The sequence below is a fragment of the Pseudoalteromonas phenolica genome (assembly GCF_001444405.1).
GTDB classification, from domain to species: domain Bacteria; phylum Pseudomonadota; class Gammaproteobacteria; order Enterobacterales; family Alteromonadaceae; genus Pseudoalteromonas; species Pseudoalteromonas phenolica.
The window spans coordinates 2,594,450-2,617,052 of the sequence record NZ_CP013187.1 but is presented as its reverse complement, the minus strand read 5'-3'; the positions used below and the strand labels follow the sequence as shown (position 1 = coordinate 2,617,052).

General features: G+C 37.8%; 32 protein-coding genes. 31 read left to right on the top strand and 1 reads right to left on the bottom strand.

Annotated features, from left to right (window positions below; all coding sequences use genetic code 11):
* The first annotated feature begins 220 nt into the window (after positions 1 to 220).
* The 25 genes from PP2015_RS11540 (at position 221) to PP2015_RS11400 (ending at position 17,585) form a co-directional block, all read left to right on the top strand.
* Positions 221 to 643 (top strand): hypothetical protein, encoded by a 423-nt coding sequence (locus PP2015_RS11540; protein ID WP_058030477.1) that lies wholly within the window; start codon positions 221 to 223, stop codon positions 641 to 643.
* Positions 644 to 752: 109 nt separating this feature from the next.
* Positions 753 to 1,118 carry a hypothetical protein gene (locus PP2015_RS11535; protein WP_058030489.1) on the top strand — a complete coding sequence of 122 codons (366 nt, stop codon included), beginning with the start codon at positions 753 to 755 and terminating at the stop codon, positions 1,116 to 1,118.
* 122 nt (positions 1,119 to 1,240) lie between these two features.
* The gene (locus tag PP2015_RS11530) at positions 1,241 to 1,498 is read left to right on the top strand and encodes a hypothetical protein (RefSeq protein WP_058030488.1); all 258 of its coding nucleotides are present in this window, start codon (positions 1,241 to 1,243) and stop codon (positions 1,496 to 1,498) included.
* 881 nt (positions 1,499 to 2,379) lie between these two features.
* Positions 2,380 to 2,838 carry a hypothetical protein gene (locus tag PP2015_RS11520; protein WP_058030486.1) on the top strand — a complete coding sequence of 153 codons (459 nt, stop codon included), beginning with the start codon at positions 2,380 to 2,382 and terminating at the stop codon, positions 2,836 to 2,838.
* A 557-nt stretch (positions 2,839 to 3,395) separates the two neighbouring features.
* On the top strand, positions 3,396 to 3,821 hold the full coding sequence (locus PP2015_RS11510; protein ID WP_058030484.1) for a hypothetical protein: 426 nt from the start codon (positions 3,396 to 3,398) through the stop codon (positions 3,819 to 3,821).
* Positions 3,822 to 3,923: 102 nt separating this feature from the next.
* Positions 3,924 to 4,346: a hypothetical protein gene (locus tag PP2015_RS11505; RefSeq protein ID WP_058030483.1), complete on the top strand. Its 423-nt coding sequence runs from the start codon at positions 3,924 to 3,926 to the stop codon at positions 4,344 to 4,346.
* Positions 4,347 to 4,807: 461 nt separating this feature from the next.
* Positions 4,808 to 5,209, top strand: a complete 402-nt coding sequence (locus PP2015_RS11500; protein WP_128724471.1) for a hypothetical protein — start codon at positions 4,808 to 4,810, stop codon at positions 5,207 to 5,209.
* Positions 5,210 to 5,664: 455 nt separating this feature from the next.
* Entirely contained in the window at positions 5,665 to 6,174 is a 510-nt protein-coding gene (locus tag PP2015_RS11495; protein ID WP_058030481.1) for a DUF6882 domain-containing protein, read from the top strand.
* Positions 6,175 to 6,517: 343 nt separating this feature from the next.
* Positions 6,518 to 6,703 carry a hypothetical protein gene (locus PP2015_RS11490; protein ID WP_058030480.1) on the top strand — a complete coding sequence of 62 codons (186 nt, stop codon included), beginning with the start codon at positions 6,518 to 6,520 and terminating at the stop codon, positions 6,701 to 6,703.
* A gap of 625 nt (positions 6,704 to 7,328) precedes the next feature.
* Complete coding sequence (locus PP2015_RS11485) at positions 7,329 to 7,631, top strand: hypothetical protein (protein ID WP_058030479.1); 303 nt, start codon at positions 7,329 to 7,331, stop codon at positions 7,629 to 7,631.
* 115 nt (positions 7,632 to 7,746) lie between these two features.
* On the top strand, positions 7,747 to 8,076 hold the full coding sequence (locus PP2015_RS11480) for a hypothetical protein (protein ID WP_058030478.1): 330 nt from the start codon (positions 7,747 to 7,749) through the stop codon (positions 8,074 to 8,076).
* Between the two features lie 127 nt (positions 8,077 to 8,203).
* The gene (locus tag PP2015_RS11475) at positions 8,204 to 8,626 is read left to right on the top strand and encodes a hypothetical protein (RefSeq protein ID WP_058030477.1); all 423 of its coding nucleotides are present in this window, start codon (positions 8,204 to 8,206) and stop codon (positions 8,624 to 8,626) included.
* 446 nt (positions 8,627 to 9,072) lie between these two features.
* Positions 9,073 to 9,501, top strand: a complete 429-nt coding sequence (locus PP2015_RS11470; RefSeq protein ID WP_058030476.1) for a hypothetical protein — start codon at positions 9,073 to 9,075, stop codon at positions 9,499 to 9,501.
* 91 nt (positions 9,502 to 9,592) lie between these two features.
* Complete coding sequence (locus PP2015_RS11465; RefSeq protein WP_128724416.1) at positions 9,593 to 10,027, top strand: hypothetical protein; 435 nt, start codon at positions 9,593 to 9,595, stop codon at positions 10,025 to 10,027.
* 83 nt (positions 10,028 to 10,110) lie between these two features.
* The gene (locus PP2015_RS11460) at positions 10,111 to 10,362 is read left to right on the top strand and encodes a hypothetical protein (protein ID WP_058030474.1); all 252 of its coding nucleotides are present in this window, start codon (positions 10,111 to 10,113) and stop codon (positions 10,360 to 10,362) included.
* 121 nt (positions 10,363 to 10,483) lie between these two features.
* Positions 10,484 to 10,801, top strand: coding sequence for a hypothetical protein (locus PP2015_RS11455; RefSeq protein WP_058030473.1), 318 nt, complete (start codon positions 10,484 to 10,486; stop codon positions 10,799 to 10,801).
* 804 nt (positions 10,802 to 11,605) lie between these two features.
* On the top strand, positions 11,606 to 11,986 hold the full coding sequence (locus PP2015_RS11450; protein ID WP_058030472.1) for a hypothetical protein: 381 nt from the start codon (positions 11,606 to 11,608) through the stop codon (positions 11,984 to 11,986).
* A gap of 101 nt (positions 11,987 to 12,087) precedes the next feature.
* Positions 12,088 to 12,468, top strand: a complete 381-nt coding sequence (locus PP2015_RS11445) for a hypothetical protein (protein ID WP_128724477.1) — start codon at positions 12,088 to 12,090, stop codon at positions 12,466 to 12,468.
* A gap of 128 nt (positions 12,469 to 12,596) precedes the next feature.
* Positions 12,597 to 13,058 carry a hypothetical protein gene (locus PP2015_RS11440; protein ID WP_058030470.1) on the top strand — a complete coding sequence of 154 codons (462 nt, stop codon included), beginning with the start codon at positions 12,597 to 12,599 and terminating at the stop codon, positions 13,056 to 13,058.
* Between the two features lie 83 nt (positions 13,059 to 13,141).
* Positions 13,142 to 13,540, top strand: a complete 399-nt coding sequence (locus PP2015_RS11435) for a hypothetical protein (RefSeq protein ID WP_058030469.1) — start codon at positions 13,142 to 13,144, stop codon at positions 13,538 to 13,540.
* A 183-nt stretch (positions 13,541 to 13,723) separates the two neighbouring features.
* Complete coding sequence (locus PP2015_RS11430; RefSeq protein ID WP_157599086.1) at positions 13,724 to 14,107, top strand: hypothetical protein; 384 nt, start codon at positions 13,724 to 13,726, stop codon at positions 14,105 to 14,107.
* A gap of 701 nt (positions 14,108 to 14,808) precedes the next feature.
* Positions 14,809 to 15,435, top strand: a complete 627-nt coding sequence (locus PP2015_RS11420) for a DUF6037 family protein (protein WP_058030466.1) — start codon at positions 14,809 to 14,811, stop codon at positions 15,433 to 15,435.
* Between the two features lie 135 nt (positions 15,436 to 15,570).
* Positions 15,571 to 15,828, top strand: coding sequence for an Imm32 family immunity protein (locus PP2015_RS11415; RefSeq protein WP_058030465.1), 258 nt, complete (start codon positions 15,571 to 15,573; stop codon positions 15,826 to 15,828).
* Between the two features lie 501 nt (positions 15,829 to 16,329).
* On the top strand, positions 16,330 to 16,728 hold the full coding sequence (locus PP2015_RS11405; protein WP_058030463.1) for a hypothetical protein: 399 nt from the start codon (positions 16,330 to 16,332) through the stop codon (positions 16,726 to 16,728).
* A 110-nt stretch (positions 16,729 to 16,838) separates the two neighbouring features.
* The gene (locus tag PP2015_RS11400; protein ID WP_058030462.1) at positions 16,839 to 17,585 is read left to right on the top strand and encodes a C40 family peptidase; all 747 of its coding nucleotides are present in this window, start codon (positions 16,839 to 16,841) and stop codon (positions 17,583 to 17,585) included.
* 474 nt (positions 17,586 to 18,059) lie between these two features.
* Here the strand turns inward: PP2015_RS11400 and PP2015_RS11395 are convergent, their stop codons facing one another.
* Positions 18,060 to 19,103 carry an IS110 family RNA-guided transposase gene (locus PP2015_RS11395; protein ID WP_058030461.1) on the bottom strand — a complete coding sequence of 348 codons (1,044 nt, stop codon included), beginning with the start codon at positions 19,101 to 19,103 and terminating at the stop codon, positions 18,060 to 18,062.
* A gap of 213 nt (positions 19,104 to 19,316) precedes the next feature.
* Here PP2015_RS11395 and PP2015_RS11390 point away from each other — a divergent pair, with 213 nt between their 5' ends.
* The 6 genes from PP2015_RS11390 (at position 19,317) to PP2015_RS11365 (ending at position 22,432) form a co-directional block, all read left to right on the top strand.
* Positions 19,317 to 19,670: a hypothetical protein gene (locus PP2015_RS11390; protein ID WP_058030460.1), complete on the top strand. Its 354-nt coding sequence runs from the start codon at positions 19,317 to 19,319 to the stop codon at positions 19,668 to 19,670.
* 123 nt (positions 19,671 to 19,793) lie between these two features.
* Positions 19,794 to 20,252 carry a hypothetical protein gene (locus PP2015_RS11385; protein WP_058030459.1) on the top strand — a complete coding sequence of 153 codons (459 nt, stop codon included), beginning with the start codon at positions 19,794 to 19,796 and terminating at the stop codon, positions 20,250 to 20,252.
* 108 nt (positions 20,253 to 20,360) lie between these two features.
* Complete coding sequence (locus PP2015_RS11380; protein ID WP_058030458.1) at positions 20,361 to 20,894, top strand: hypothetical protein; 534 nt, start codon at positions 20,361 to 20,363, stop codon at positions 20,892 to 20,894.
* 67 nt (positions 20,895 to 20,961) lie between these two features.
* Positions 20,962 to 21,471, top strand: coding sequence for a hypothetical protein (locus PP2015_RS11375; protein WP_058030457.1), 510 nt, complete (start codon positions 20,962 to 20,964; stop codon positions 21,469 to 21,471).
* Between the two features lie 121 nt (positions 21,472 to 21,592).
* The gene (locus PP2015_RS11370) at positions 21,593 to 21,952 is read left to right on the top strand and encodes a hypothetical protein (protein WP_058030456.1); all 360 of its coding nucleotides are present in this window, start codon (positions 21,593 to 21,595) and stop codon (positions 21,950 to 21,952) included.
* 69 nt (positions 21,953 to 22,021) lie between these two features.
* Positions 22,022 to 22,432 carry a hypothetical protein gene (locus PP2015_RS11365; protein WP_058030455.1) on the top strand — a complete coding sequence of 137 codons (411 nt, stop codon included), beginning with the start codon at positions 22,022 to 22,024 and terminating at the stop codon, positions 22,430 to 22,432.
* The last annotated feature ends 171 nt before the right edge of the window (positions 22,433 to 22,603 follow it).

Here is a 22,603-nt window from a genome sequence, read left to right as displayed (position 1 = left end):
ATTCACCAGTAGAGCGCTTCTTTGCAATTTTTGGTTCGGTGAGTGTTTTTATAAATAAAAGTTTAGCTCGTTGGTGCAGGCGCAAGCGCTTTGAATGTGGTGTGTCAACGCATAACAAGCAATTAAACAGGGATAAAAAACTTGCGGGCTATTCGCTTCGCTCAATTTTAGCCCACAATTTTTTACCCGTTAATCGGGCGTTAGCAGTACAGGGAGATTCGTGAGTAAATTTATCTGGGAAATAACAGCTCAAGATCTACTAGAGCATGCCATTTGGCAATTTCCGCACTGGAAAGATGAAACAGTTGATGAAACAGTTATAAGTCCAGCCTCTGAATCTGATGCTCTTGAACCAAATTCTGATTTACTTGTGAAGGCAAAGTTTACCGATGCCAAGGGTAATAAATTCTTCGGTTACATTAAAATTGCTTCAACTGGAATTGAAAATACTCAACCATGCATGTTTTTTAATGGTGAAGCTATTGGTTTTTGGTTTGGTATTTCTAAGCCTAACAGTTTTGTCTTACCTAAATTATATTTTCCAATTGAAGCAGTATCAGAGTCCATACATGGTTTGCCTTCTCAAGTAGAGACAATTAGAGGTTATGGATATTTAGGAACAAATTCGATAATGTACTGCTAACAAACGCTTTAACCAAAGGACGCAAAACAGCAGGCTTGCGCTCCTTCGTCGCTAATTTTAGCCTGCTATTTTGCGCCGGTTAAGCGAGGCGTTATGTTTTTAGACAGGTATGCGTAAACTTTTAGTATGTGCTTATACTTTAACAAGTTGGAATGTTATGGCGTCTTATACCTTACACATTGAGCGTGAAAACCAAATTTCTGAGACTGAATGGCTCGCAATTTGTGAAAAGGATTCATCGTTAACGGTTCAGCATGTTGCTAAAACCACGAATCCTCAGACGGGAGAAATTATTGAAATTCAAACTCCAAACAGTTGCGTCTGGACTAGCCCAATTTTAAGAAGAAAGTACAACTTTACTTATGCTAATGGCAGTATCAGTTTTGGTAGCGATAAAGCTCAAATTAAAAAAGCAAAAAAGCTAGCTCAGCTACTTAGTGCAAAAGTCATTGGTGATGAAGGCGAAGAATATTAGAAACATAACAAATTAATTAAACAATGGACGTAAAACAGCAGGCTTGCGCTCATTCTTCGCTTAGTTTAGCCTGCTATTTTCCGCCGTTTATTAAGGCGTTATAAGCACAGGTAATATAGAGTATGGAAGACGTATTCAGTGAAATTGGTAAAGGTTTTTTACGAGCTATTGGATATATCTTAGCTGAAATATTCTATGGAACGATATGTTATTGGGTTGGGTGGCCAATTTGCAAGTTATTAACTTTCGGTAGATATCCTAGGCCAAAACAATTTGTTTATCTTGAAGGTGATTCTAGTTCAGGATTTTGGTGTAGCGCAGTTGGCTTTATGACCATAATTATAACGGTTTTATATTTTGCAGGAGCATTTGCAAGTTGAAGTAAAGTGCTTATAACAAGTGCCTAAACCAAAGGACGCAAAACAGCAGGCTTGCGCTCCTTCGTCGCCAACTTTAGCCTGCTATTTTTCGCCGGTTAGGCAAGCGTTATGCGTCACTTTAAATTGCTGTCTTTAAAACGGTTTTTACTTCAAGTCTTTTCTTCAAATCAGCTTTTAGGTACAGTGGCGTAAGTAAGTTTTAAGTTGGCCTTGGCTTTTCATTTTTCAATTTAAGCTGTGACCAGAATCATCATTCACCAGTCGAACGCTTCTTTGTAATTTTTGGTTTGGTGAGTGTTTATAAATTTAAAGTTTGGCTTATTGGTGCAGGCGCAAGCGCTTTAAAAGTTGTGTGTCAACGCATAACAAACAATTAAACTGGGATAAAAAACTCGCGGGCTATTCGCTTCGCTCAATTTTAGCCCACAATTTTTTACCCGTTAATCGGGCGTTATGTGACTAGGGAAGTTCAGTGTTTCTGGAGTACGAATTTTATTACTGGATTATATGGTGTTTAATTACCTTTTGCTTTGCTAAAAGGCTCGGTTATCTAGGTCTTTTTATCGCCCATTTAATTGTACTCACATCCATTGCTATTAGTGATATTTACTTAATGTCAGAGTTTATGAAAAACCCAGAGTGGGATGGTACTCCTGATATGGATATATTGTTTTTCTTAGGGATAATTTTTAGGGTAATAATCATTAATACATGCCTTTTACCAATAGGGCTTATAGGCAAGCATTTAGGTAAAAGAGTTAAAGTCACATAACAATTTAATTAAACCGTGGACGCAAAACAGTAGGCTTGCGCTCCTTCGTCGCTTATTTTAGCCTACTATTTTTCGCCGTTTATTAAGGCGTTAGGGTTACAATCAGGCAATGAAGTGGACTGAACCTTGGATTAAATCAATCCAAAACCAAGAGAAATATAGCCTCATTTCAAAGGGGGTGTTAACAAGCTGCTTACTATGGACGTTGTTTTTCGTTTTTATGGCAGTTGTAAGCCTGTTGACTAAAGATGACTTTATCAGTCATCTAGCTAAAACAATTTGGATTGCTCCTGTGCTAGGTTTCACTTTAGCTTGGGTTTTGTATACGGTCACGTGGCTGTCACCAGTTAAAATTGATTCCGGTCCTAAAGGCCTTGTCAGAATCAAAGCAGATAATATAACTTCGATACCTTGGGAGCTGATCTCTTCGTACAGGTTTATATTTAACGGCATCGTTTTTAAGTTTACTGATGATAGTGAAATCACATTCTTATTACCTGACGATATAGATCGAAATTTAATAGCAAAGGAACTTGAAGCACACTCAATCAAAAAAGATGTTTTGTAACCCTAACAAATTAATTAAACCATGGACGCAAAACAGCAGGCTTGCGCTCATTCTTCGCTTAGTTTAGCCTGCTATTTTTCGCCGTTTATTAAGGCGTTATATGCCTATGATATTTTTGAACCGTTCTATAGCTTTGGTGTCTCTTCTTATAAGCTTTATCATGCTATACGGTGTAGGTGAGCGATTTTTAAGTGCGCTATGGATGCTCTATAAATTTTATGGGGGCAATGGAGAAGGGATTTCGCTTGGTGTTTCAATGACACTTATTACTTATCTCGTCTCATTTGGTTTAATAGCTGTTTCAAGGGTTATGTACACTAAATCTGGTGATACTGTTGCTTTATCACTATCCAAAGTTACGAGCCACATATTGTGGTTTGGGCTAATGCTTTTAACTATTTTGCTTGTTACACCACTAGCTCACCTTTATTCGAGATAGCGGCATATAACAAATTAATTAAACAGTGGACGCAAAACAGCAGGCTTGCGCTCATTCTTCGCTTAGTTTAGCCTGCTATTTTCCGCCGTTTATTAAGGCGTTAGGCATAGGTTTTAGCATGGAAGTAAAATTCGGGACTGGATTGGGTAATATAAGGTTTGGGGTTGATCAAGTTACCCTAAAAAGCCTCATAGGAGAGCCTAACAAAATTGACACCGATAATGATGGGCTTCAGCTTCTCCAATACAACAAACTTAAGTGTACGTTTTGGATGGATGAAACTGATAGGCTTCATTGGATTCAATGCTCAAATCCGGCGCTATTAATTCAAGGAGTTAAAATTATAGGTTTAGAGGTGCTTGTTGCTATTTCTGAACTCAAGTCAATTATTGAAACGCCTTTTGAATTTGAAGATTACGGAACAATGGAAAGTTACTCCTTTCCAGAACAAGAGTTTGAAATTCAATCTGAGTACGGAGTTGTAACTACAGTTTGTTTTGGTCATTTCTGGAAAGGTGATGAACCGTTGTATCCCAATGCCTAACAAGGCCGTTAAAAAAGGACACAAAACAGCAGGCTTGTGCTCCTTCGTCGCCAATTTTAGCCTGCTATTTTGTGCCGTTTACGGCAAGCGTTAGGTGTTTCTGTGATCTCTGAGTATTTTGATGATTTGGATGTAAAGAAAGAGTTTTCTCAGGAGTTCATTTCCTTATGGAGTGGCTGGCTAGGTCGAGATGAGTGTTACAAACTAGATGAAGTATCAGAAGCTGAATGGGAAAGGTTTAATCAATTAGTTAGGTTACTACATTCAGAATATGAAATGTACGCTGTTAATTTAGAAAACGAGACCATTAATAAACTTGAAGACCTAGATAAATATTTGCCCACTTACGCAGAAGATATGGATAGAGGGCAAATGAACTTCACGACTATTATTATTCCTTCTTTAAATGCAGTTTTAGCTGAAACTTGGGATTACACATATGTCCTTTATCATAAAAATAATGGTGCAGTTGAATCGCTTAAACCTCTAATAAAAAAGAGTAATTTGTATAGTTTTAGTGACTAAACACCTAACAAGTTAATTAAACAGTGGACGTAAAACAGCAGGCTTGCGCTCATTCTTCGCTTAGTTTAGCCTGCTATTTTTCGCCGGTTAGGCAAGCGTTATGCGTCACTTTAAATTGCTGTCTTTAAAACGGTTTTTACTTCAAGTCTTTTCTTCAAATCAGCTTTTAGGTACAGTGGCGTAAGTAAGTTTTAAGTTGGCCTTGGCTTTTCATTTTTCAATTTAAGCTGTGACCAGAATCATCATTCACCAGTCGAACGCTTCTTTGTAATTTTTGGTTTGGTGAGTGTTTATAAATTTAAAGTTTGGCTTATTGGTGCAGGCGCAAGCGCTTTAAAAGTTGTGTGTCAACGCATAACAAACAATTAAACTGGGATAAAAAACTCGCGGGCTATTCGCTTCGCTCAATTTTAGCCCACAATTTTTTACCCGTTAATCGGGCGTTATATGGCTCAGGAAATATGCGAATAACTTTATTATTTTTGTTTTTTGTTAGCTTTACTTCATTGGCTGAAACATTCGTTTGTGATCCTCACCCTGAGTGGCCAAATGATAGGAAATTCAAAGCTAAAATTGAAGTAAGTGAAGTAGGCGATGGTCTTGAAGCTAAGTTAATTGATATTAACTTAAGTGAACCTTGGCCTCTAACTAAACAATGTGACTCCCCTTTGATGATAGCGAATAAAAAAATGAAGGGGTGGCCTCAAGGGCGAGTAGCTAAATTTTGGTTACCTAATGATAAAGAGTGTAGCTTTATGATTTACTTAACTCTAGGTGGTGATGAGCCAGCTATGCTTTCACCTAGAAGAACGAATAAATCTTTTGGTGAGAAACCGTATTTGGCAAGGTGTACACCCATCTAACAAGTGCCTAAACCAAAGGACGCAAAACAGCAGGCTTGCGCTCCTTTGTCGCTAATTTTAGCCTGCTATTTTTCGCCGGTTAGGCAAGCGTTATGCGTCACTCTAAATCGCTGTCTTTAGTTCAGTTTTTGCTTCAAGTCTTTTCTTCAAATTAGCTTTTAGGTACAGTGGCGCAATTAAGTTTTAAGTTGGTCTTAGCTTTTCGTTTTTCAATTTAAGCTGTGACCAGAAAGGTCATTCACCAGTCCAACGCTTCTTTGCAATTTTGAGTTTGGTGAGTGTTTTTATAAATAAAAGTTTAGCTTGTTGGTGCAGGCGCAAGCGCTTTGAAAGCAGTGTGTCAACGCATAACAAGCAATTCAACAGGGATAAAAAACTTGCGGGCTATTCGCTTCGCTCAATTTTAGCCCACAATTTTTTACCCGTTAATCGGGCGTTATACCTACTGGGAAAGTATGAAGAAGCTCATAGCATCAATATTTAGTTTATTTGCATCTGGCGCCAATGCTTCGGATGATTGGGTGGATTTCGTCACAATTGCTCATAACTCTTTGTCAGAAAAGCAAGAGTCGATTATGGCTGAGTATAAAATCGGAGAGCATGAACGATTCGATTGGGATCAAGAGAATGGAACTTTGGTGTTTTCCAACGACGGTAAGCCAGTAGTTATTGCTAAAGTACAATTCGTAGGCTCCGTTTCTACTAAGTCTGATACTTGGCTTTGGTCTTGGGCGAACAACACAATTTTAGACAATGTAAAAGACCAAATGCATAAAGTGAAAGAGTATGGTGTATCTAAAAATTATGAAGCTCTCATCAATGAAAAATGGTCTGCCGATGAGGTAGATGGTTGGGAAATGACTTCAATCACAAGTTACCTTTTAAATGCTAAAGGCGCGTACAGAACTACTGATAAAACTGGTTTTACTTATATGGTAATTACAGACATCCATTGGGTAAAGTAGGTATAACAAGTGCCTAAACCAAGGGACGCAAAACAGCAGGCTTGCGCTCCTTCGTCGCTAATTTTAGCCTGCTATTTCGCGCCGGTTAGGCAAGCGTTATGCGTCTCTTTAAATCGCTGTCTTTAATGCAGTTTTTACTTCAAGTCTTTTCTTCAAATCAGCTTTTAGGTACAGTGGCGTAATTAAGTTCTAAGTTGGTCTTGGCCTTTCATTTTTCAATTTAAGCTGTGACCAGAAAGGTCATTCACCAGTCGAACGCTTCTTTGCAATTTTGAGTTTGGTGAGTGTTTTTATAAATAAAAGTTTAGCTAGCTAGTGCAGGCGCGAGCGCTTTGAAAGCAGTGTGTCAACGCATAACAAAGTCGTCAACGCGGACAAAAAACTGTTGGCTGTTACGCTTCGCTTCACATTTAGCCAACAATTTTTTGCCGGTTACAACGGCGTTATGCGTCACTCTAAATCGCTGTCTTTAGTTCAGTTTTTGCCTCAAGTCTTTTCATCAAATCAGCTTTTAGGTACAGTGGCGTAATCAAGTTTTAAGTTGGTCTTGGCTTTTCCGTTTTTCAATTTAAGCTGTGACCAGAAAGGTCATTCACCAGTCGAGCGCTTCTTTGCAATTTTGAGTTTGGTGGGAGCTTTTTAATTTTTAGTTTGGCTTTTTAGTGCAGGCGCAAGCGCTTTGAAAGTGGTGTGTCAACGCATAACAAGCAATTAAACAGGGATAAAAAACTTGCGGGCTATTCGCTTCGCTCAATTTTAGCCCACAATTTTTTACCCGTTAATCGGGCGTTATGCGTCACTTTAAATAGCTGTCTTTAAAACGGTTTTTTCTTCAAGTCTTTTCTTTAAATCAGCTTTTAGGTACAGTGGCGTAATCAAGTTTTAAGTAGGTCTTGGCTTTTCGTTTTTCAATTTAAGCTGTGACCAGAAAGGTCATTCACCAGTAGAGCGCTTCTTTGCAATTTTTGGTTCGGTGAGTGTTTAAATAAATAAAAGTTTAGCTCGTTGGTGCAGGCGCAAGCGCTTTGAAAGTGGTGTGTCAATGCATAACAAGCAATTAAACAGGGATAAAAAAACTTGCGGGCTATTCGCTTCGCTCAATTTTAGCCCACAATTTTTTACCCGTTAATCGGGCGTTATGTTTCAAGTTGAGCATGGATAGAATCGAAACAATAGTTAAGTCACTTCGAAAAGTTCACTCTGATTTAGAATCTACTGAATTCGAATTAGTGTTTTCCTTTCCTAGCGAGAAAATGGCTAAAGAATACTTTAGAAAAATCTATCATTGGGAACATCATGATACGATGATTAAGTATCAACTTGACGGGATATACTTCTCAGGTTTTAAAATTAAAACAGACTTAAATGCTATACATCTTAAGCACTTAACAGAGTGCTATGTTGATTTAGCATCTGAAACCGAGGGTAATCTTTACCGCTGGAAACTGTGGGTTTGAAACATAACAAGTTAATTAAACAGTGGACGCAAAACAGCAGGCTTGCGCTCATTCTTCGCTTAGTTTAGCCTACTATTTTCCGCCGTTTATTAAGGCGTTATGTGTAAAGTGAAGAATGGATAAAGTTGCTCTACTTAGGATGTTGGCATTTACACTGCCATTAGTTTTATTTGGCCTTATGCTTTTTCCTTGGCCTTTTAATTTAATCAATGCTGCTATGGTTTTCGACGCTCCAATAAAAGGTTTTTTTGATGGTATAACTCGATGGATTGTTGCAATTAGCTTAGTTAGCTACCCATTGTTATATGGAGTTGCTACCTTTTTGTCGTTTAAAGCAATGAAAAACAAAAGAAAACCTTTAATAGTCCTAATGTTTTCATGTATATCTATTTTGAGTGCCCATTCTATTTTTATGATTTATATGGCATTTGAAATTTTGCATTAAGGCGAAATTTTACACATAACAAAGTTGTAAACGCGGACAAAAAACAGTTGGCTTTGTTCGTACCTCACAAAATTTTAGCCAACTATTTTTAGCCGGTTACAACGGCGTTAGCAGTACAGGGAGATTCGTGAGTAAATTTATCTGGGAAATAACAGCTCAAGATCTACTAGAGCATGCCATTTGGCAATTTCCGCACTGGAAAGATGAAACAGTTGATGAAACAGTTATAAGTCCAGCCTCTGAATCTGATGCTCTTGAACCAAATTCTGATTTACTTGTGAAGGCAAAGTTTACCGATGCCAAGGGTAATAAATTCTTCGGTTACATTAAAATTGCTTCAACTGGAATTGAAAATACTCAACCATGCATGTTTTTTAATGGTGAAGCTATTGGTTTTTGGTTTGGTATTTCTAAGCCTAACAGTTTTGTCTTACCTAAATTATATTTTCCAATTGAAGCAGTATCAGAGTCCATACATGGTTTGCCTTCTCAAGTAGAGACAATTAGAGGTTATGGATATTTAGGAACAAATTCGATAATGTACTGCTAACAAACGCTTTAACCAAAGGACGCAAAACAGCAGGCTTGCGCTCCTTCGTCGCTAATTTTAGCCTGCTATTTTGCGCCGGTTAAGCGAGGCGTTATGCGTCACTTTAAATCACTGTCTTTAAAACGGTTTTTGCCTCAAGTCTTTTCTTCAAATTGGCTTTTAGGTACAGTGGCGTAATTAAGTTTTAAGTTGATCTTGGCTTTTCGTTTTTTCAATTTTAGCTGTGACCAGAAAGGTCATTCACCAGTCGAACGCTTCTTTGCAATTTTGAGTTTGGTGGGTGTTTTTTAATTTTAAGTTTGGCTTATTAGTGCAGGCGCAAGCGCTTTTAATTTTGTTTGTCAACGCATAACAAGGCGCTAAACTAGGACAAAATTAAATAAGCTCGTCGCTTCGCTCGATTATAGCTTATTTAATTTTGCCTGTTAGCTAAGCGTTAGCTGCACATGTCGAAATTTAAGAGATTACTGTACATTGTTGAATTTATGGTGGGGTTTGGGCCTTCTCTATTAATTTTAACGGTTGGTGTGATTTTTAGTCCTGCAATAATAGCTGGTGTTTTCACAGGTCATTCTGAATCTCTTTTGTTTGTTTTTCTTGTATTAGGTGGGTTAGTTGGCTTTTGGGGGGCAATTAGTCTACTTGTTTTAACATTACACCCAGAACAAGAAAATACTCCTCCAAATCGTTTAAAAGTTTACGTTTTAACAGGTGTAATAGTATCCACTTTTATATGCTGTGCTGTTGGTATAACTAATTTATATTTGTTACCTTTTATTTGTGCGCCGCTATTTGTAACTCTGCATTTAGTTTTTATTCAGCGAAACTACCTCAGAGGTAGTGCAGCTAACAAGGTTGTAAACTCGGACAAATAACAGTTGGCTTTGTTCGTGCCTCACAAATTTTAGCCAACTATTATTAGCCGGTTACAACGGCGTTAGTGTTAAATGAAGTATGGAGATGAATTTGAGATTTTCAGAAGATGAAATGGTAAGCGCACTAATTGCATTAAGGGAAAATGAAAAACCAGTTTATGGCTTTTTTGCAGCCTTTTTTGCTTTAATCCCAGCAGTTTCAATGTATTTTCTATTTGCAGATATGGGAGGCGCTCTTTATGTAATGTTTGCAATCCCTCCTGCGATGGTTGGTTTTGCTGCTAGATTTGTTGGTCGTAGTTACAAGTTTAAGCACCGTTTACCAGTTGGCTTCCTCGGTGTTTTCGCTCATTTGGTAGGTTGTTATCTGCTAAGTTTAAACCCATTCCTCTACCTAATGGCTCCTGTAGCATTTGTGATTTCTGCTAGTGTCGCAAAGGTTAAACTAGAGAGAGTTCATATTTGGGCGTTAGATCAAGAAGAAATGGGAAAAATTAACACTAACAAGCAATTAAACAGGGATTAAAAACAGTGGGCTCTTCGCTTCGCTCAATTTTAGCCCACTATTTTTAACCCGTTAATCGAGCGTTATATGCAATGGAGGCGTCTGTGATTTTAAACGTAATCTATTTTGTTTTATCACTATTTTTTACCTTTCTTGTATATGAAAGCTTACCGCGAAATGGGTGCCATTCTAATGGTGTTTGCATAGATTTTGATTTTTTTGAGTTAACGGGAGTCTTGTACTTCTTTTTGGCTTTGTTCTTTGCAGTTTTGTGCTTAATAAGGCTTTTTAATAAAGCAACGTATATAGAGCTAAATGATTATAATGCAAAAGATTTAAGTGATATTGATGGTTAATTGCATATAACAAACGCTTTAACCAAAAGGACGCAAAACAGCAGGCTTGCGCTCCTTCGTCGCTAATTTTAGCCTGCTATTTTGCGCCGGTTAAGCGAGGCGTTATGTTTTCTGGTGATGTATGGCAATCCCGAAGAAAGGTTCACGTAAAATAGTTGTTGATACAGTCGAGTACAGATGGACAATTAGAAGCAAACCAACATATAGTCAAGGTGCTTTTGGTAACCATATGACAGCAGCAGTTGAGTTGGCTGAAAAGTCTGGAGCAGTTTTATCCATAACATTTCCTTGGGTACGTTGTGATAATTGGATTGGAAACCCAGAGTTACCAGTAACACCAAAAGATATTGAAAATTGCATCAGGTCTGCTCTTCAAGACGGTTGGCAGCCTGCAAAGAAAGGTAGCGCTTTTAAATTTGTTCATGAAATGAAAACATAACAAAGTCGTAAACGCGGACAAATAACAGTTGGCTTTGTTCGTGCCTCACAAATTTAGCCAACTATTATTGGCCGGTTACAACGGCGTTATGCGTCACTTAAAACCGCTGTCTTTAATGCAGTTTTCACTTCAAGTCTTTTCTTCAAATCAGCTTTTAGGTACAGTGGTGTAATCAAATTTTATGTTGGTCTTAGCTTTTGGTTTTTCAATTTAAGCTGTGACCAGAAAGGTCATTCACCAGTCGAACGCTTCTCTGCAATTTTAGGTTTGGTGAGTGTTTTTAAATTTATAAGTTTGGCTTATTGGTGCAGGCGCAAGCGCTTCTAAATTTGAGTGTCAACGCATAACAAAGTCGTCAACGCGGACAAAAAACTGTTGGCTGCTACGCTTCGCTTCACATTTTAGCCAACAATTTTTTGCCGGTTACAACGGCGTTATGCGTCACTTTAAATTGCTGTCTTTAAAACGGTTTTTACTTCAAGTCTTTCCATCAAATCAGTTTTTAGGTACAGTGGCGTAATCAAATTTTAAGTTGGTCTTGGCTTTTCGTTTTTCAATTTAAGCTGTGACCAGAAATGTCATTCACCAGTCGAACGCTTCTTTGCAATTTTTGGTTTGGTGAGTGTTTTTATAAATTAAAGTTTAGCTCGCTGGTGCAGGCGCAAGCGCTTTGAAAGCGGTGTGTCAACGCATAACAAGCAATTAAACAGGGATAAAAAACTTGCGGGCTATTCGCTTCGCTCAATTTTAGCCCACAATTTTTTACCCGTTAATCGGGCGTTATGTACCTGAGGGAGTGTAGACGTGATATCTGACTTCACATTTAAAAAAGATGGCGTAATCGGTAGTTGGCTAGGAAGTGCTGATGGTACTGACGAAACCGTTAAGCTGCAATTTAACTCCGATTATTCAGGTACGTTAATTAGAGAATGGACTGAGAATGACGGTTCCATTGTGAAACAGACTTATTTCTCTTCTTCCAACTCAATAATCCAAAGTTCTGGTTTACTGATTTGTGATTTTGAAAATGAGAAGAAAGTGACAAAAATCAAAGTATCTCTTTTCCCATTTATCTTTGGTAATAGACAAAAAGGAATGGATGGTTCTATGTATATGTTTCAAAATGGTATTAAATGCTTTTGTTTGCGCGTTTCCTTTGAAAGTTCAGAGAAAATCGGTACATAACAAGGCAATTATGGATGGGACGTCTAAAGCTTGGCTGACGCTCATTCTTCGCTAATTTTAGCCAAGCTTAATACTCCCCATATTGAGGCGTTAGTAGTCATATGGAAATATCAGAGTTCAGGAGAGTAATGTTCGGATTAGCGAGGGAAGTAGATGCTTCAATCTGTGATGTTCTCGTTCCTGATGTTGTTCCAAATTTCATAGCATGTAACCTTAGAGCTAGTGAATTCTCGATTTATGTACTTTGTAACGAGCAGAGTGAATGGGCTTTCGTTTCAGACTATGACCCAACGAACCAAAAACTCAACTTCGTTGATAATGAGGTTATCTCCTCAATATTAAGTAATTCATTTAGTATTAGAGTAGCTTCAGTTGAAGAATTAGGCTCTCCGTTTGTTGCGAGAGACAAAATGCTAGAATCTGATATTAAATATTGGAAGCCACAAACAATGGGTGAAGCTTTGTTTAATTGGTGGGACTGACTACTAACAAGGCCGTTACACCGTGGACACAAAACAGCAGGCTTGTGCTCCTTCGTCGCTAATTTTAGCCTGCTATTTTGTGCCGTTTACGGCAAGCGTTAGGTTTTCCCCGCAGAATGGAGTGAAAGTTGTTTTCTAAATTTATATCAGGATTATTGTATGGTTTAGGCTTTTCAATATCAGTTCTTATTGTCAGTTTAGCAACTTACTATTTTTGGCCTTCTCCAGAGAGTACATACTCGCAAATCTATGTTGAAACAGAGACGGTAAGAAATCTAGAGTTTTCTAGTGTAGAGATAATAGAAGGCGAGAATGAAGTGTTCATTTCTGGCTCCGCTAAGAATAAGTCTAGGCTAGACTATAGCTCCTTATTAATTGAAATAGAGCTTTTTGATGACACTTCCAAGTTCGTTGCTGAATGTGAGTATATGATTAAAGACTCTTTGGTTAGTGGAGGCAATTTAAACTTTTCAACATCATGTAATATACCTAAGTTATTGACTAGCAAGGTGATTAGTGCAAATGTAAAAGTAATTCGTGGCAGTATATCAAATAAAAAACCTAACAAAGTTGTAAACGCGGACAAATAACAGTTGGCTTTGTTCGTACCTCACAAAATTTTAGCCAACTATTATTAGCCGGTTACAACGGCGTTATGTTTAAGGAGTTAACATTGAAATATTTAATAATTAGCCTGCTACTATTTTGTTCTAACTCTTTCGCTGATGATTCATGTCCATATCAAAATGATGGCTCTTTCACATTATTACAAAATCTAAATTCTGAATTTGCCACTTCATTTCGACCATTAATGTATTTAAACAATGGTGAATTTGAAAAGGCTAAGCAAGTATTGATAAATGATGTTACTGCTAATGTATTTGCAATTAATCTTTTTATATCAGAGCCAAAATGTAACTTTCCTGAGCATGAATTAATTATTGCTAAAAATTATCTTAAAATGGTGGCAAATATGCAGGAGAACTTTCCTGTACCAGAGTGGAAAGATAAGGAGTTTATGCTCATCTTGGAAAAAGGTAAAAGCCTTGAAGATGAAATTATGAGTAATTAAGAAATAGTTAAACATAACAAAGTTGTAAAAGCGGACAAATAACAGTTGGCTTTGTTCGTACCTCACAAATTTTAGCCAACTATTATTAGCCGGTTACAACGGCGTTAGCACTACAAGGATAGTTTAGCAATTATGTTGATAATTCAGACACGCGTACAAGGTTTACTCAACAGGTTGTATACAATGTCCATTCAATACTTTTGGTTCATTGCAGTAGGGTTAATCTTTGCCATGTCCACAGGAATTTATCCGAAAGACATGGTTTTGCTTTTTTTCATTTTGATAATCTCCATAGTGCTTTTCACCATCTGGTTATTCGTTTTTAACTCTGGTAGAAGTAAGGTTATTGAATACGGCTTAGAGCTTAATGAACAAGGGATAACATTCATTGATTTTGGCGTTAAAGTCACTTTGGAGTGGAAGCATTTTGAAGGCTTTAAAATTGTTAATAGCTTACCTAGGTTAATAGTTCTAAAAAGCTCGAAAAGTAACGATATAAAGTTTAGCTATTATTTGTTTTCATCTGCTCAAAGAAAGAAATTATTCGATTATTTAGAGTCAAAGTAGTGCTAACAAGCAATTCAACAGGGTTTAAAAACAGCGGGCTCTTCGCTTCGCTCAATTTTAGCCCACTATTTTTAACCCGTTAATCGAGCGTTATGTGGCATGGAGATAAATTGAGAACCTCAAGGATAGTCAAATACACTTTCATCATGTTCGTACTGCTTACAGCACTAAGTACATTTACGAGTGTGGTAATAGGAGTCGACAATTTAGCGGCACTATCATTTGGGGAATATTTTACATATCAATTAATGCCGCCATCTTTGTTAGCAGTAGCCATGTATGCACTAATGGCGAAACGAGACTCAGCTAAAGCCTGGAGATACACTGCCAGTGTGTTTTTGTTTGGCTTCTCAATGGGCATGTTAATCCTTTCGTTGCTGATGCAAGAACTGTATATCCCACCAACATGGTTCGTAGAGCTTCCTTTGTCGGTAGCCTCGGCTATTGTTGGTACTTTAATCGGGATAAAGTGTAGTATAAAAAGTGCGTCTGCCACATAACAAACGCATTAATGAATGGACGTCTAAAGCTTGGCTGACGCTCGTTCCTCGCTGATTTTAGCCAAGCTTAATCCGCCTATTATGCGGGCGTTATATTGAATTTGACTAACCAACCCGTTTGAAGGAATCTCCCTCCTTGCACAATTATGGATAAATCTTTAAATTACTTATAGTTAAATTGAATTTGGATTAGGTATCAGGATGAGTGTTTTTGCTAGTTTTAAGCTCCTCAAAGAAGATATGGAGAGTTTGGGGTGGGTTATCGAAGCCTTTCCATTTAAGTATAAGAGCTATAGCTATGTAGTTTTAGCGAAACTGTATCAAAGGCATGAACGAAAACCCAAGTTTGCTCTGATGAAAGCAGAGTTTATAAGACAAGATGATGCCAGTATAAATAAAACTTTCCCTGTTAATTCTGCTGGCTTTGACACTACTCCGAAAGAGCTAAGAGAGTTTTTTGGTATTGAGTATGGCAGTAACATCGGTGATATCTTGAAGCAGTTCAATGAATACTTTGCTCAATTCATACCAGAACAAGTTACTTTAAATAAACCAGACCTCTTAAAAGACTCAATGGTACGTTCGTTGTCCGAAAGCGATAGTGAAGATCCAAATAGATTGTACTGCTTTGATGCTAGAAGAAATGGTGGGGATGGTAAAAGAACGCAATTCAATGATAATAAAACAAGATTGCTAAGACCCACTCTTTATTCGTTACTCAAAGATGAACAAACAGTAAGCTTTTTCTATTCATCTGACCCGCACCAAGAAGAGAGCGATGAACAAATACTTACGAAGTTTAGTCAAAGAAAGGCCAAGGTCATATAAGTGGCTATAACTACTTGTTTCAATATAACAAAGCAATTAAGACGGATTCATAACCGCGTGCCGGACTCGCTCCGCTCAAACATGGCACACGGTTATTCACCGCTTATTGCGGCGTTATATGCCAAAAGGATTCGGATGTTAACTTTAGAAAAAGACGAAAAAGCTGAACAAGTTCTCATTCATGCCTCACCAGAAAAGCTTCGCTGGTTAGCGTCTCGATTAGAGGCTATTGCAGCGGAAGCTGAAAAGTCTGGAAATGCACATGATCATCTAATGACAGAAGATTGGGGTGGTCATGAGTTAACCAATGAGTTAATTGGAAACCCTGAGTCTCGAGAAATTATTAACCATCTTGTTATTTACGGTCACAAAATAGAGAAAACTGGCATATAACAAAGCAAATTAAAAAGGGCGGACAAAAAACAGTTGGCTTTGTTCGTGCCTCACAAAGTTTAGCCAACTATTTTTTGCCGTTTATTTGCGGCGTTAGGTATAACCTTTGAAAACTGTAAGATGTCCTAAACATGGAAAGCAAGAGGTTGGTGTAGCCTGCATTCATATTTTACTTGCACTAGATGAAAATAAGACTGTTGGCTTTTACACTAAAGACTACAATGACTGTGCTCGCCCTTGGGCTTGGTGTTCAGATTGTGAACATGAGCTTGTTAAACTCGGGGACAACGACAAAAGAAGTTGGATGCGGAGAGCTAATTTTAAAGTTGTTTGTTGCAACTGTTGGGATGAGGCAAAAGAACTGTCTAGCGCTAATGGGTAATACCTAACAAGTGCCTAAACCAAAGGACGCAAAACAGCAGGCTTGCGCTCCTTCGTCGCTAACTTTAGCCTGCTATTTTTCGCCGGTTAGGCAAACGTTAGGTATTTTATCGAGCAATCATGGAACCAGATTACAAAAGTTACTCTTTAGACGAGCTATATGATGTGAAAGAGAACATTGATGCCGACTTATATCCTGAGAGGTTTCAATCTTTAGCAAAAGAAATTAAGTCTAGAGAATCAAAGATTGATATTCCTGTTGAAACCGGAACAAACGAAGAAAATGATAGCGAGGGTAGCGTAATTCTAAGAATCCTTGCGGGCATTACTGCGCTCTATTTTGGTTGGTGTGTTATCAATGCTTTTGTGAGCGGCAGTATTAGTGGTCGTTCAGGGTACGAATATTTTGCAGATAGTCAACCAACAATGTTTGGTATTTGGGTGATTATACATTGCGTATTTTTCTTTTTAATTACATGGTGGATTTTTAATAAGTCCAGCAGTAAAAGAAGTACCTAACAAAGTGCTTAAAGGTCGGACACAAAAAGCTTGGCTTTGCTCGTACCTCGCAAATTTTAGCCAAGCATTTTGTGCCGTTTAGCACAGCGTTATGTTTTTAAAAGAGTCTCATGCTAAATTCAATCATTTACCCATATATTAAGCGCAAAAAAGACTCACTAAAAAGGCGAGTCGATATTCGAGGCGACAAAATTTGGATGGGGCCTAAACCTAAACCTATAGATCAAAGTGATCTTGTCATTGGTGATGTCCTGTTTTGTGGCAGTGCCGAAAGTGATAAGGCTACAACTTTAATACAAAACATGACTGACGGTGCTTATGTTCATTGTGGTGTGTACATAGGTAACGGAATAGTCGCAGATATAGCAACATCAGGCGCACGAAAAATAAAATTCGAATCTTTTTATGAAAACTATAGTTATTTAGCTATTGGTAGGTGTCCTGGAATTTCCCCTCCAAGGCAGCGTGCAATTATTAGATACGCCAATTTATGTATCAAAAACTCAGTAAAATACAATTGGATCGGCGCAATATTATTGCCTTTCTATGAATATTCTTATGTTAAATCTCAATATAGAATTGCACTTGGTAAAAAATATAAAGAACCAACAACATATAAAAAGCGACTTACCAAATCTAGGTTATTTTGCTCAGAATTTGTCGTTCAATGTTTTAAATCCTGTGGTTACATTATGAAAAGCGATCCATATTCAATATCTCATGTGTGTTCACCCACATGGCTTGCCGAAGAAAATACCTTTCAATTAATTGGCTACATGTCATCAAATGGGCTTTTAAATGTTGATGATAGTGACCCATTTTTAGGCGGTTGCAGCTACGTGCTAGAAAAAACATAACACATATGAACCTTCTCCGGTCAAGTAAGCATAACGATTCTTTTTAGCTGCTTTTAAGCAGCTAATTTGTATCTGCAACTTTTAAATCTGTTCAACTTCGCTATGTCGGTGAGCCGTTAAAATCGTTTACGGCAAACACATATTGAGGGTCTCTTATTGCGATCTCATCGCTGCCTAAATCGGTCGATACAACTTATCGTTTAGGGCCACTAGATATTCATCGGTTAACCTTAATCTGGCGCTACTCAAGGGGATGGCTCATTCGTCCAGTTAGTTAAAGGCTCAGTTAAGGTGTAAACGATTTAATTCATTGCTTAAATTAATGCGCACCAATGGGGTGTCTAATCAAGGCCAAATAGCTTATTACTTCGACAACACTTACCTGCCATATTCAGCTTTTGCTGACAAAACACAAATAATGCATGGTTGTTCATGCTTATCTAGTTAGGTGTAGAGCTCACCCCATTGTGCGACTTAACTTTTTAAAAAACGTTCATCATCAAATACCGTTTTGTTCTTAAGCATAAAATAAACACAGCGCCCGAGCTTATGGGCGAGCACTGAGAGTGCTTTGGCTTTGCTCATGCGTTTTTGTAACTTGTTTAAGTCGCGCCGAGCCTTGTCGTTTCCTCGTAAATAAAGCACTGCAGCTTCACTGAATGCCCACTTTAAGTGGCCATTACCAATTTTATTGCCACTGGTGCCATAGGTTTTGCCAGCAGATTCCGCTTTACACTTAACGAGCCGACAATAAGAAGCGAATTTTTGTACAGACTCAAAGCGGTTAATATCACCAATTTCATACAAAATAGTCATGGCTAGAATAAGACCAATACCTGGAATGGTTCGCAGTTGTGCGTAATAGTTTGGTTGATGCTTTTTAGCTTTACTCTCTAAATAATACTCAAGTTTTTTAAGTTCCTCTGCGTAGGCATCGAGTATGGCTAAATCAAAGTTAACATTACGTTGAACGGCTTGGTCGTCGAAACGCGTTTGGAATTCTTGTCGAACACATTTGTTTTTCATGTGCAATTCAAGCGGTGGGTAGTTGTACTGACTATTGGTGTTAACGATATGCGCTTTTAGTTGTGCGCCATGCTGAACTAGTCGTGTTCTTCTACGCAGTAAATCGCGAGTCGAACGCATGTTAGTAGGGTAATTGTAAGCCAGCGGAAAGTTGCCACCACGTAATAGGCTAGCGATTTTATAAGAATCAATTTTATCGTTTTTAGCTTTGCCACCATGAATGGCTTTCATATAAAGGGTATGACCAAGCACAAAATCAATATCCTGTTCGGCACATAAATCACTGACCCAATACCAGCAATGCATGCACTCAACACCAATTACGATATCTTCACGATAAGGAGAAATGAGTTTAAGTAATTCAGTTTTATCCGCTTTTATTTTTTGATGAACGACCTTATTACCACGTTCATCAAGAATGCAAACGTATAAAATGCGTGCATGAAGGTCAATTCCACAATAATATTTGTGAAAAGTAGTATAGAATTTCATTGAGCTTTCTCCTTTTGGTTTGGTCGCCTTGAAGTTTAGCTGTTCGCTAAACTTCGGGGAGAAGGTTCAATAAGTATCAAAGTCGTCAACGCGGACAAAAAACTGTTGGATGTTACGCTTCGCTTCACATTTTAGCCAACAATTTTTTGCCGGTTACAACGGCGTTATATTGATAAATTAGCTTTCTGCTCATTTATACTTAAGGATAATTTTATGAAATATAAATTGTTAATGTTGTTAGGTATGGCAATTAGCAACCCTTCAATTGCTAGTACTTACCAAGGAGTGATTACTGGAATAGGAGTTGGCCCACATTATGATGCTTTATGCTCAGGGGCAACTTCATGCGCAGTTATAATGGTAGAGTCATCCCACACTAAAGCTGAATGTAATTCAGATTCATGGAGCTTTGTTTTTGATGCGAGCACGGATACTGGTAAAAATACACTCTCCTTAGCCTTGGCTGCTGAAATGAGTAAACAAATTGTTGTTATCGGAGGAACAGGTCTTTGCACTATCCAAGGTTCCATTGAAGATCTAAAGTATCTATATCATAAAAATTGGTAAGTGGTTATATCAATATAACAAACACTTCAAACGGAACAAAAACAGTTGTTTAGGTTCCGCTTCGCTTCACATTTTAACCAACTATTTTTGTCCGCTTAAGTGGGCTTTATATTGCAATCAAATATGAAGTATAAATGTCCAAATTGCGATAAGACTATTTTCAATCGAAGATTATCGCATTGTGAGTTTTGTAATTTTGAGCTACCACGAGAGCTATTACTGAGTAATGCCGAAAAAATAAAGCTTGATAATGAATATAAAGCAGCTCAATTAAATACATCTAGGCAAAGGTTAAGTAAAGATGTTGGGTATTCGGGAGTTACTGAAACAAACGAAGTTAGCTTTCTGCTCGGAGAGCCGAGCCTTCGTGCTAGAGCTCCCAGAAAATGTATTAAATGTAGTTTATCTGTGTCAGAAGACTTTGAAGAGTGCCCGTATTGTTTTGGTAAGAACAAAAGTGAAGTAAACAAGGTGAAGGTAGCTTACCAACAAGAGATGAAATCGGTTCAAGGGTTAGGTAAATACTTTCTTTTTGCTTTTGTAATTGTCGCTTTAATTATGATTGGTGCATTTGCAATATAACAAATTAATTAACCCGTGGACGCAAAACAGTAGGCTTGCGCTCCTTCGTCGCTTATTTTAGCCTACTATTTTTCGCCGTTTATTAAGGCGTTAGGCATCAAGGAAAGTATGGACGATAACATTAAGATCGGAGATTGGGTCAGAAGCTATGGGTCAGGAATATGGAGAGTTCACCGAATTCTGGAACTCAATGATTTTGATATTCAAAGTCAAACTAACAAACCTAGAACTGTCATTTTCTCTTCACGCTTTGTAAACGACTCTTATAAGCGCTCTTTTTCAACCGAAAGCTGTGATACGGCATTTGTTTATCATTTGGATTCAAATGAAAAAGAAGAGTTGGATGCGTTTATGGAAAGCAGCCCTGAGCTTGTTGCAAAGTTTGATGCTTACAAACCTAAGAGTATAGATGCAGTTTACAACGCCAACGTAAATATACCCGCATCAGGGAGTCAGGCTGACTTGGAGGAAGCACTATCTTCGTTCCAAAAATTAAACTTAGAACAGTTATATAACCAGCTAATTGAATCTAAAATTGGCTCAAGTGGTGCAAAGGGGTGGACAGCTCAATTTGTATCAAGTAATCATGAGTGCCTTAATAGAAAATTGTTATATAGCTTTTCAAAGGTATTGGCATTTTGATGCCTCACAAATTTTAGCCAACTAATTTTTGCCGTTTATTTGCGGCGTTAAGTTATTAGGATAGTACGTGCGTAAATTTATAAATCTAGGCAAATATAGGCAAAAGGAGCTTAACTCCAATTTTCCAGAGCTATTTAAGATTTACGGTGCCGAAGATTCGTCTCACTATAAAAGAATAGCAGTATCGGTTTTTGATCATTGGTTAACTCGTGAAGAGTTTCAAAATGATTACCCTTCAAGAGAAGAGCATTTGCAGAGAAATGAGGCTTTGTACAATTTTGCTAAAGTAATGGCAGCAAATACTGAAGTGTTTAATTTCAAATTCAAAGGCAAATGGGATAAGTGTTACCCATGCTTTAGAAAATTTAGCTCTCAAGAAGCTAAGATAGATTACTTACAGCCTGCAGGTGATAACGATTCATCAGATAAATTCTGCAAATTAGTTCTACCCGAATTTAATGCAGCGTATTTTGAAAGTTGGGATTACACTAATGTTTTTTATATTCAAAACGATAGTGTCATATCTGAAATTAAGAAATGGGCTAGTGAAGCAGGCGTATATTGCTTAGAGTATTAGTAACTTAACAAAGTGCTTAAAGGGCGGACACAAAAGCTTGGCTGTGCTCGTTCCTTGCAAATTTTAGCCAAGCATTTTGTGCTGTTTAGCACGGCGTTATACGAAAATGAGGTAGTAAGTTATGGTATCAAAATTTAGAGTCGCACTACTATTTTTAATAAGCCTAGTGTCGCTAAAAGCTGTGGCGGTCCATGAGCAAACAGCTTACGGAAAAATAGTTGGAATAGAGTCAAGACCTTGGGGTATGCATATTCAAACTAACTTTGCAGGTGGTGCAAAGAATAATTGCCCTGTTAAAGCTGGTGATACGTATATGTACGATTTCAAGTATGAAAACAGCAATAATAGCCCAGGAGCAAGCGCTGAAATTTCAATGATTCTGGCAGCGTTTGCTTCGCAGTCAGATGTTGCATTCCATATTTATGGCTGTAACGAAGATGGAAGAAGACCTGTTGTCGGTTTTATCTTAATGCGAAAGTAACGTATAACCAACGGCTCCAAGCGACAAGAAACCAGCCAGAGCCGGGCGTTATAAGCGGGCGGAGGCATCGTGAAAATTCTCCAATATGGAAATGAATATTTGGATTCTTTATTAGAAGGTAATCCCGAATCATTGGCGTATCTTTTCCATACGAGAATAGTCAAATGGAATGAACCACTTGTTTCCGAAGATGAGTGTACTTATGGTTTATTTAATGATGTAGAAGAATCAATTAAACCTTACATAGCATTTGATCTTATTCCAGCAGCTCTAGATATATTGCATAGCTGTAAGAAACCGAGTGAAATTGATTGCGCGCTGTGGTTGCTACTTGGATTAATTGAATCAACCCAAACAACGGAGATTCCGCCTGCCTTGAAGAGTTCAATTCAGCATATAAATGAATTAGCTAAATCAAGCGGTGAAAGCCAAATAAATACCGTAAAATCAATATCTGAATATTATCGAAATGGCTTATAACAAACGCATCACAAATGACGTCAAACGCCTGGCTGACGCTCATTTTTCGCTAATTTTAGCCAAGTATTATCCGCATTTTATGCGGGTGTGAGGTGCTCGTCATAATGTTCAGTCTCAGATTCAATTTAGCTATTCTAAGTTGTGTTATCTTTGTCATTTTTATTTCTACAT

What these genes read in the sequence shown, in the direction of transcription:
- PP2015_RS11535 (WP_058030489.1), top strand. Translation starts at nt 753, where the DNA reads ATGCGTAAACTTTTAGTATGTGCTTATACTTTAACAAGTTGGAATGTT.
- PP2015_RS11530 (WP_058030488.1), top strand. Translation starts at nt 1,241, where the DNA reads ATGGAAGACGTATTCAGTGAAATTGGTAAAGGTTTTTTACGAGCTATT.
- PP2015_RS11520 (WP_058030486.1), top strand. Translation starts at nt 2,380, where the DNA reads ATGAAGTGGACTGAACCTTGGATTAAATCAATCCAAAACCAAGAGAAA.
- PP2015_RS11510 (WP_058030484.1), top strand. Translation starts at nt 3,396, where the DNA reads ATGGAAGTAAAATTCGGGACTGGATTGGGTAATATAAGGTTTGGGGTT.
- PP2015_RS11500 (WP_128724471.1), top strand. Translation starts at nt 4,808, where the DNA reads ATGCGAATAACTTTATTATTTTTGTTTTTTGTTAGCTTTACTTCATTG.
- PP2015_RS11495 (WP_058030481.1), top strand. Translation starts at nt 5,665, where the DNA reads ATGAAGAAGCTCATAGCATCAATATTTAGTTTATTTGCATCTGGCGCC.
- PP2015_RS11485 (WP_058030479.1), top strand. Translation starts at nt 7,329, where the DNA reads ATGGATAGAATCGAAACAATAGTTAAGTCACTTCGAAAAGTTCACTCT.
- PP2015_RS11480 (WP_058030478.1), top strand. Translation starts at nt 7,747, where the DNA reads ATGGATAAAGTTGCTCTACTTAGGATGTTGGCATTTACACTGCCATTA.
- PP2015_RS11470 (WP_058030476.1), top strand. Translation starts at nt 9,073, where the DNA reads ATGTCGAAATTTAAGAGATTACTGTACATTGTTGAATTTATGGTGGGG.
- PP2015_RS11455 (WP_058030473.1), top strand. Translation starts at nt 10,484, where the DNA reads ATGGCAATCCCGAAGAAAGGTTCACGTAAAATAGTTGTTGATACAGTC.
- PP2015_RS11445 (WP_128724477.1), top strand. Translation starts at nt 12,088, where the DNA reads ATGGAAATATCAGAGTTCAGGAGAGTAATGTTCGGATTAGCGAGGGAA.
- PP2015_RS11430 (WP_157599086.1), top strand. Translation starts at nt 13,724, where the DNA reads ATGTCCATTCAATACTTTTGGTTCATTGCAGTAGGGTTAATCTTTGCC.
- PP2015_RS11420 (WP_058030466.1), top strand. Translation starts at nt 14,809, where the DNA reads ATGAGTGTTTTTGCTAGTTTTAAGCTCCTCAAAGAAGATATGGAGAGT.
- PP2015_RS11415 (WP_058030465.1), top strand. Translation starts at nt 15,571, where the DNA reads ATGTTAACTTTAGAAAAAGACGAAAAAGCTGAACAAGTTCTCATTCAT.
- PP2015_RS11405 (WP_058030463.1), top strand. Translation starts at nt 16,330, where the DNA reads ATGGAACCAGATTACAAAAGTTACTCTTTAGACGAGCTATATGATGTG.
- PP2015_RS11400 (WP_058030462.1), top strand. Translation starts at nt 16,839, where the DNA reads ATGCTAAATTCAATCATTTACCCATATATTAAGCGCAAAAAAGACTCA.
- PP2015_RS11395 (WP_058030461.1), bottom strand. Translation starts at nt 19,103, where the DNA reads ATGAAATTCTATACTACTTTTCACAAATATTATTGTGGAATTGACCTT.
- PP2015_RS11390 (WP_058030460.1), top strand. Translation starts at nt 19,317, where the DNA reads ATGAAATATAAATTGTTAATGTTGTTAGGTATGGCAATTAGCAACCCT.
- PP2015_RS11385 (WP_058030459.1), top strand. Translation starts at nt 19,794, where the DNA reads ATGAAGTATAAATGTCCAAATTGCGATAAGACTATTTTCAATCGAAGA.
- PP2015_RS11380 (WP_058030458.1), top strand. Translation starts at nt 20,361, where the DNA reads ATGGACGATAACATTAAGATCGGAGATTGGGTCAGAAGCTATGGGTCA.
- PP2015_RS11370 (WP_058030456.1), top strand. Translation starts at nt 21,593, where the DNA reads ATGGTATCAAAATTTAGAGTCGCACTACTATTTTTAATAAGCCTAGTG.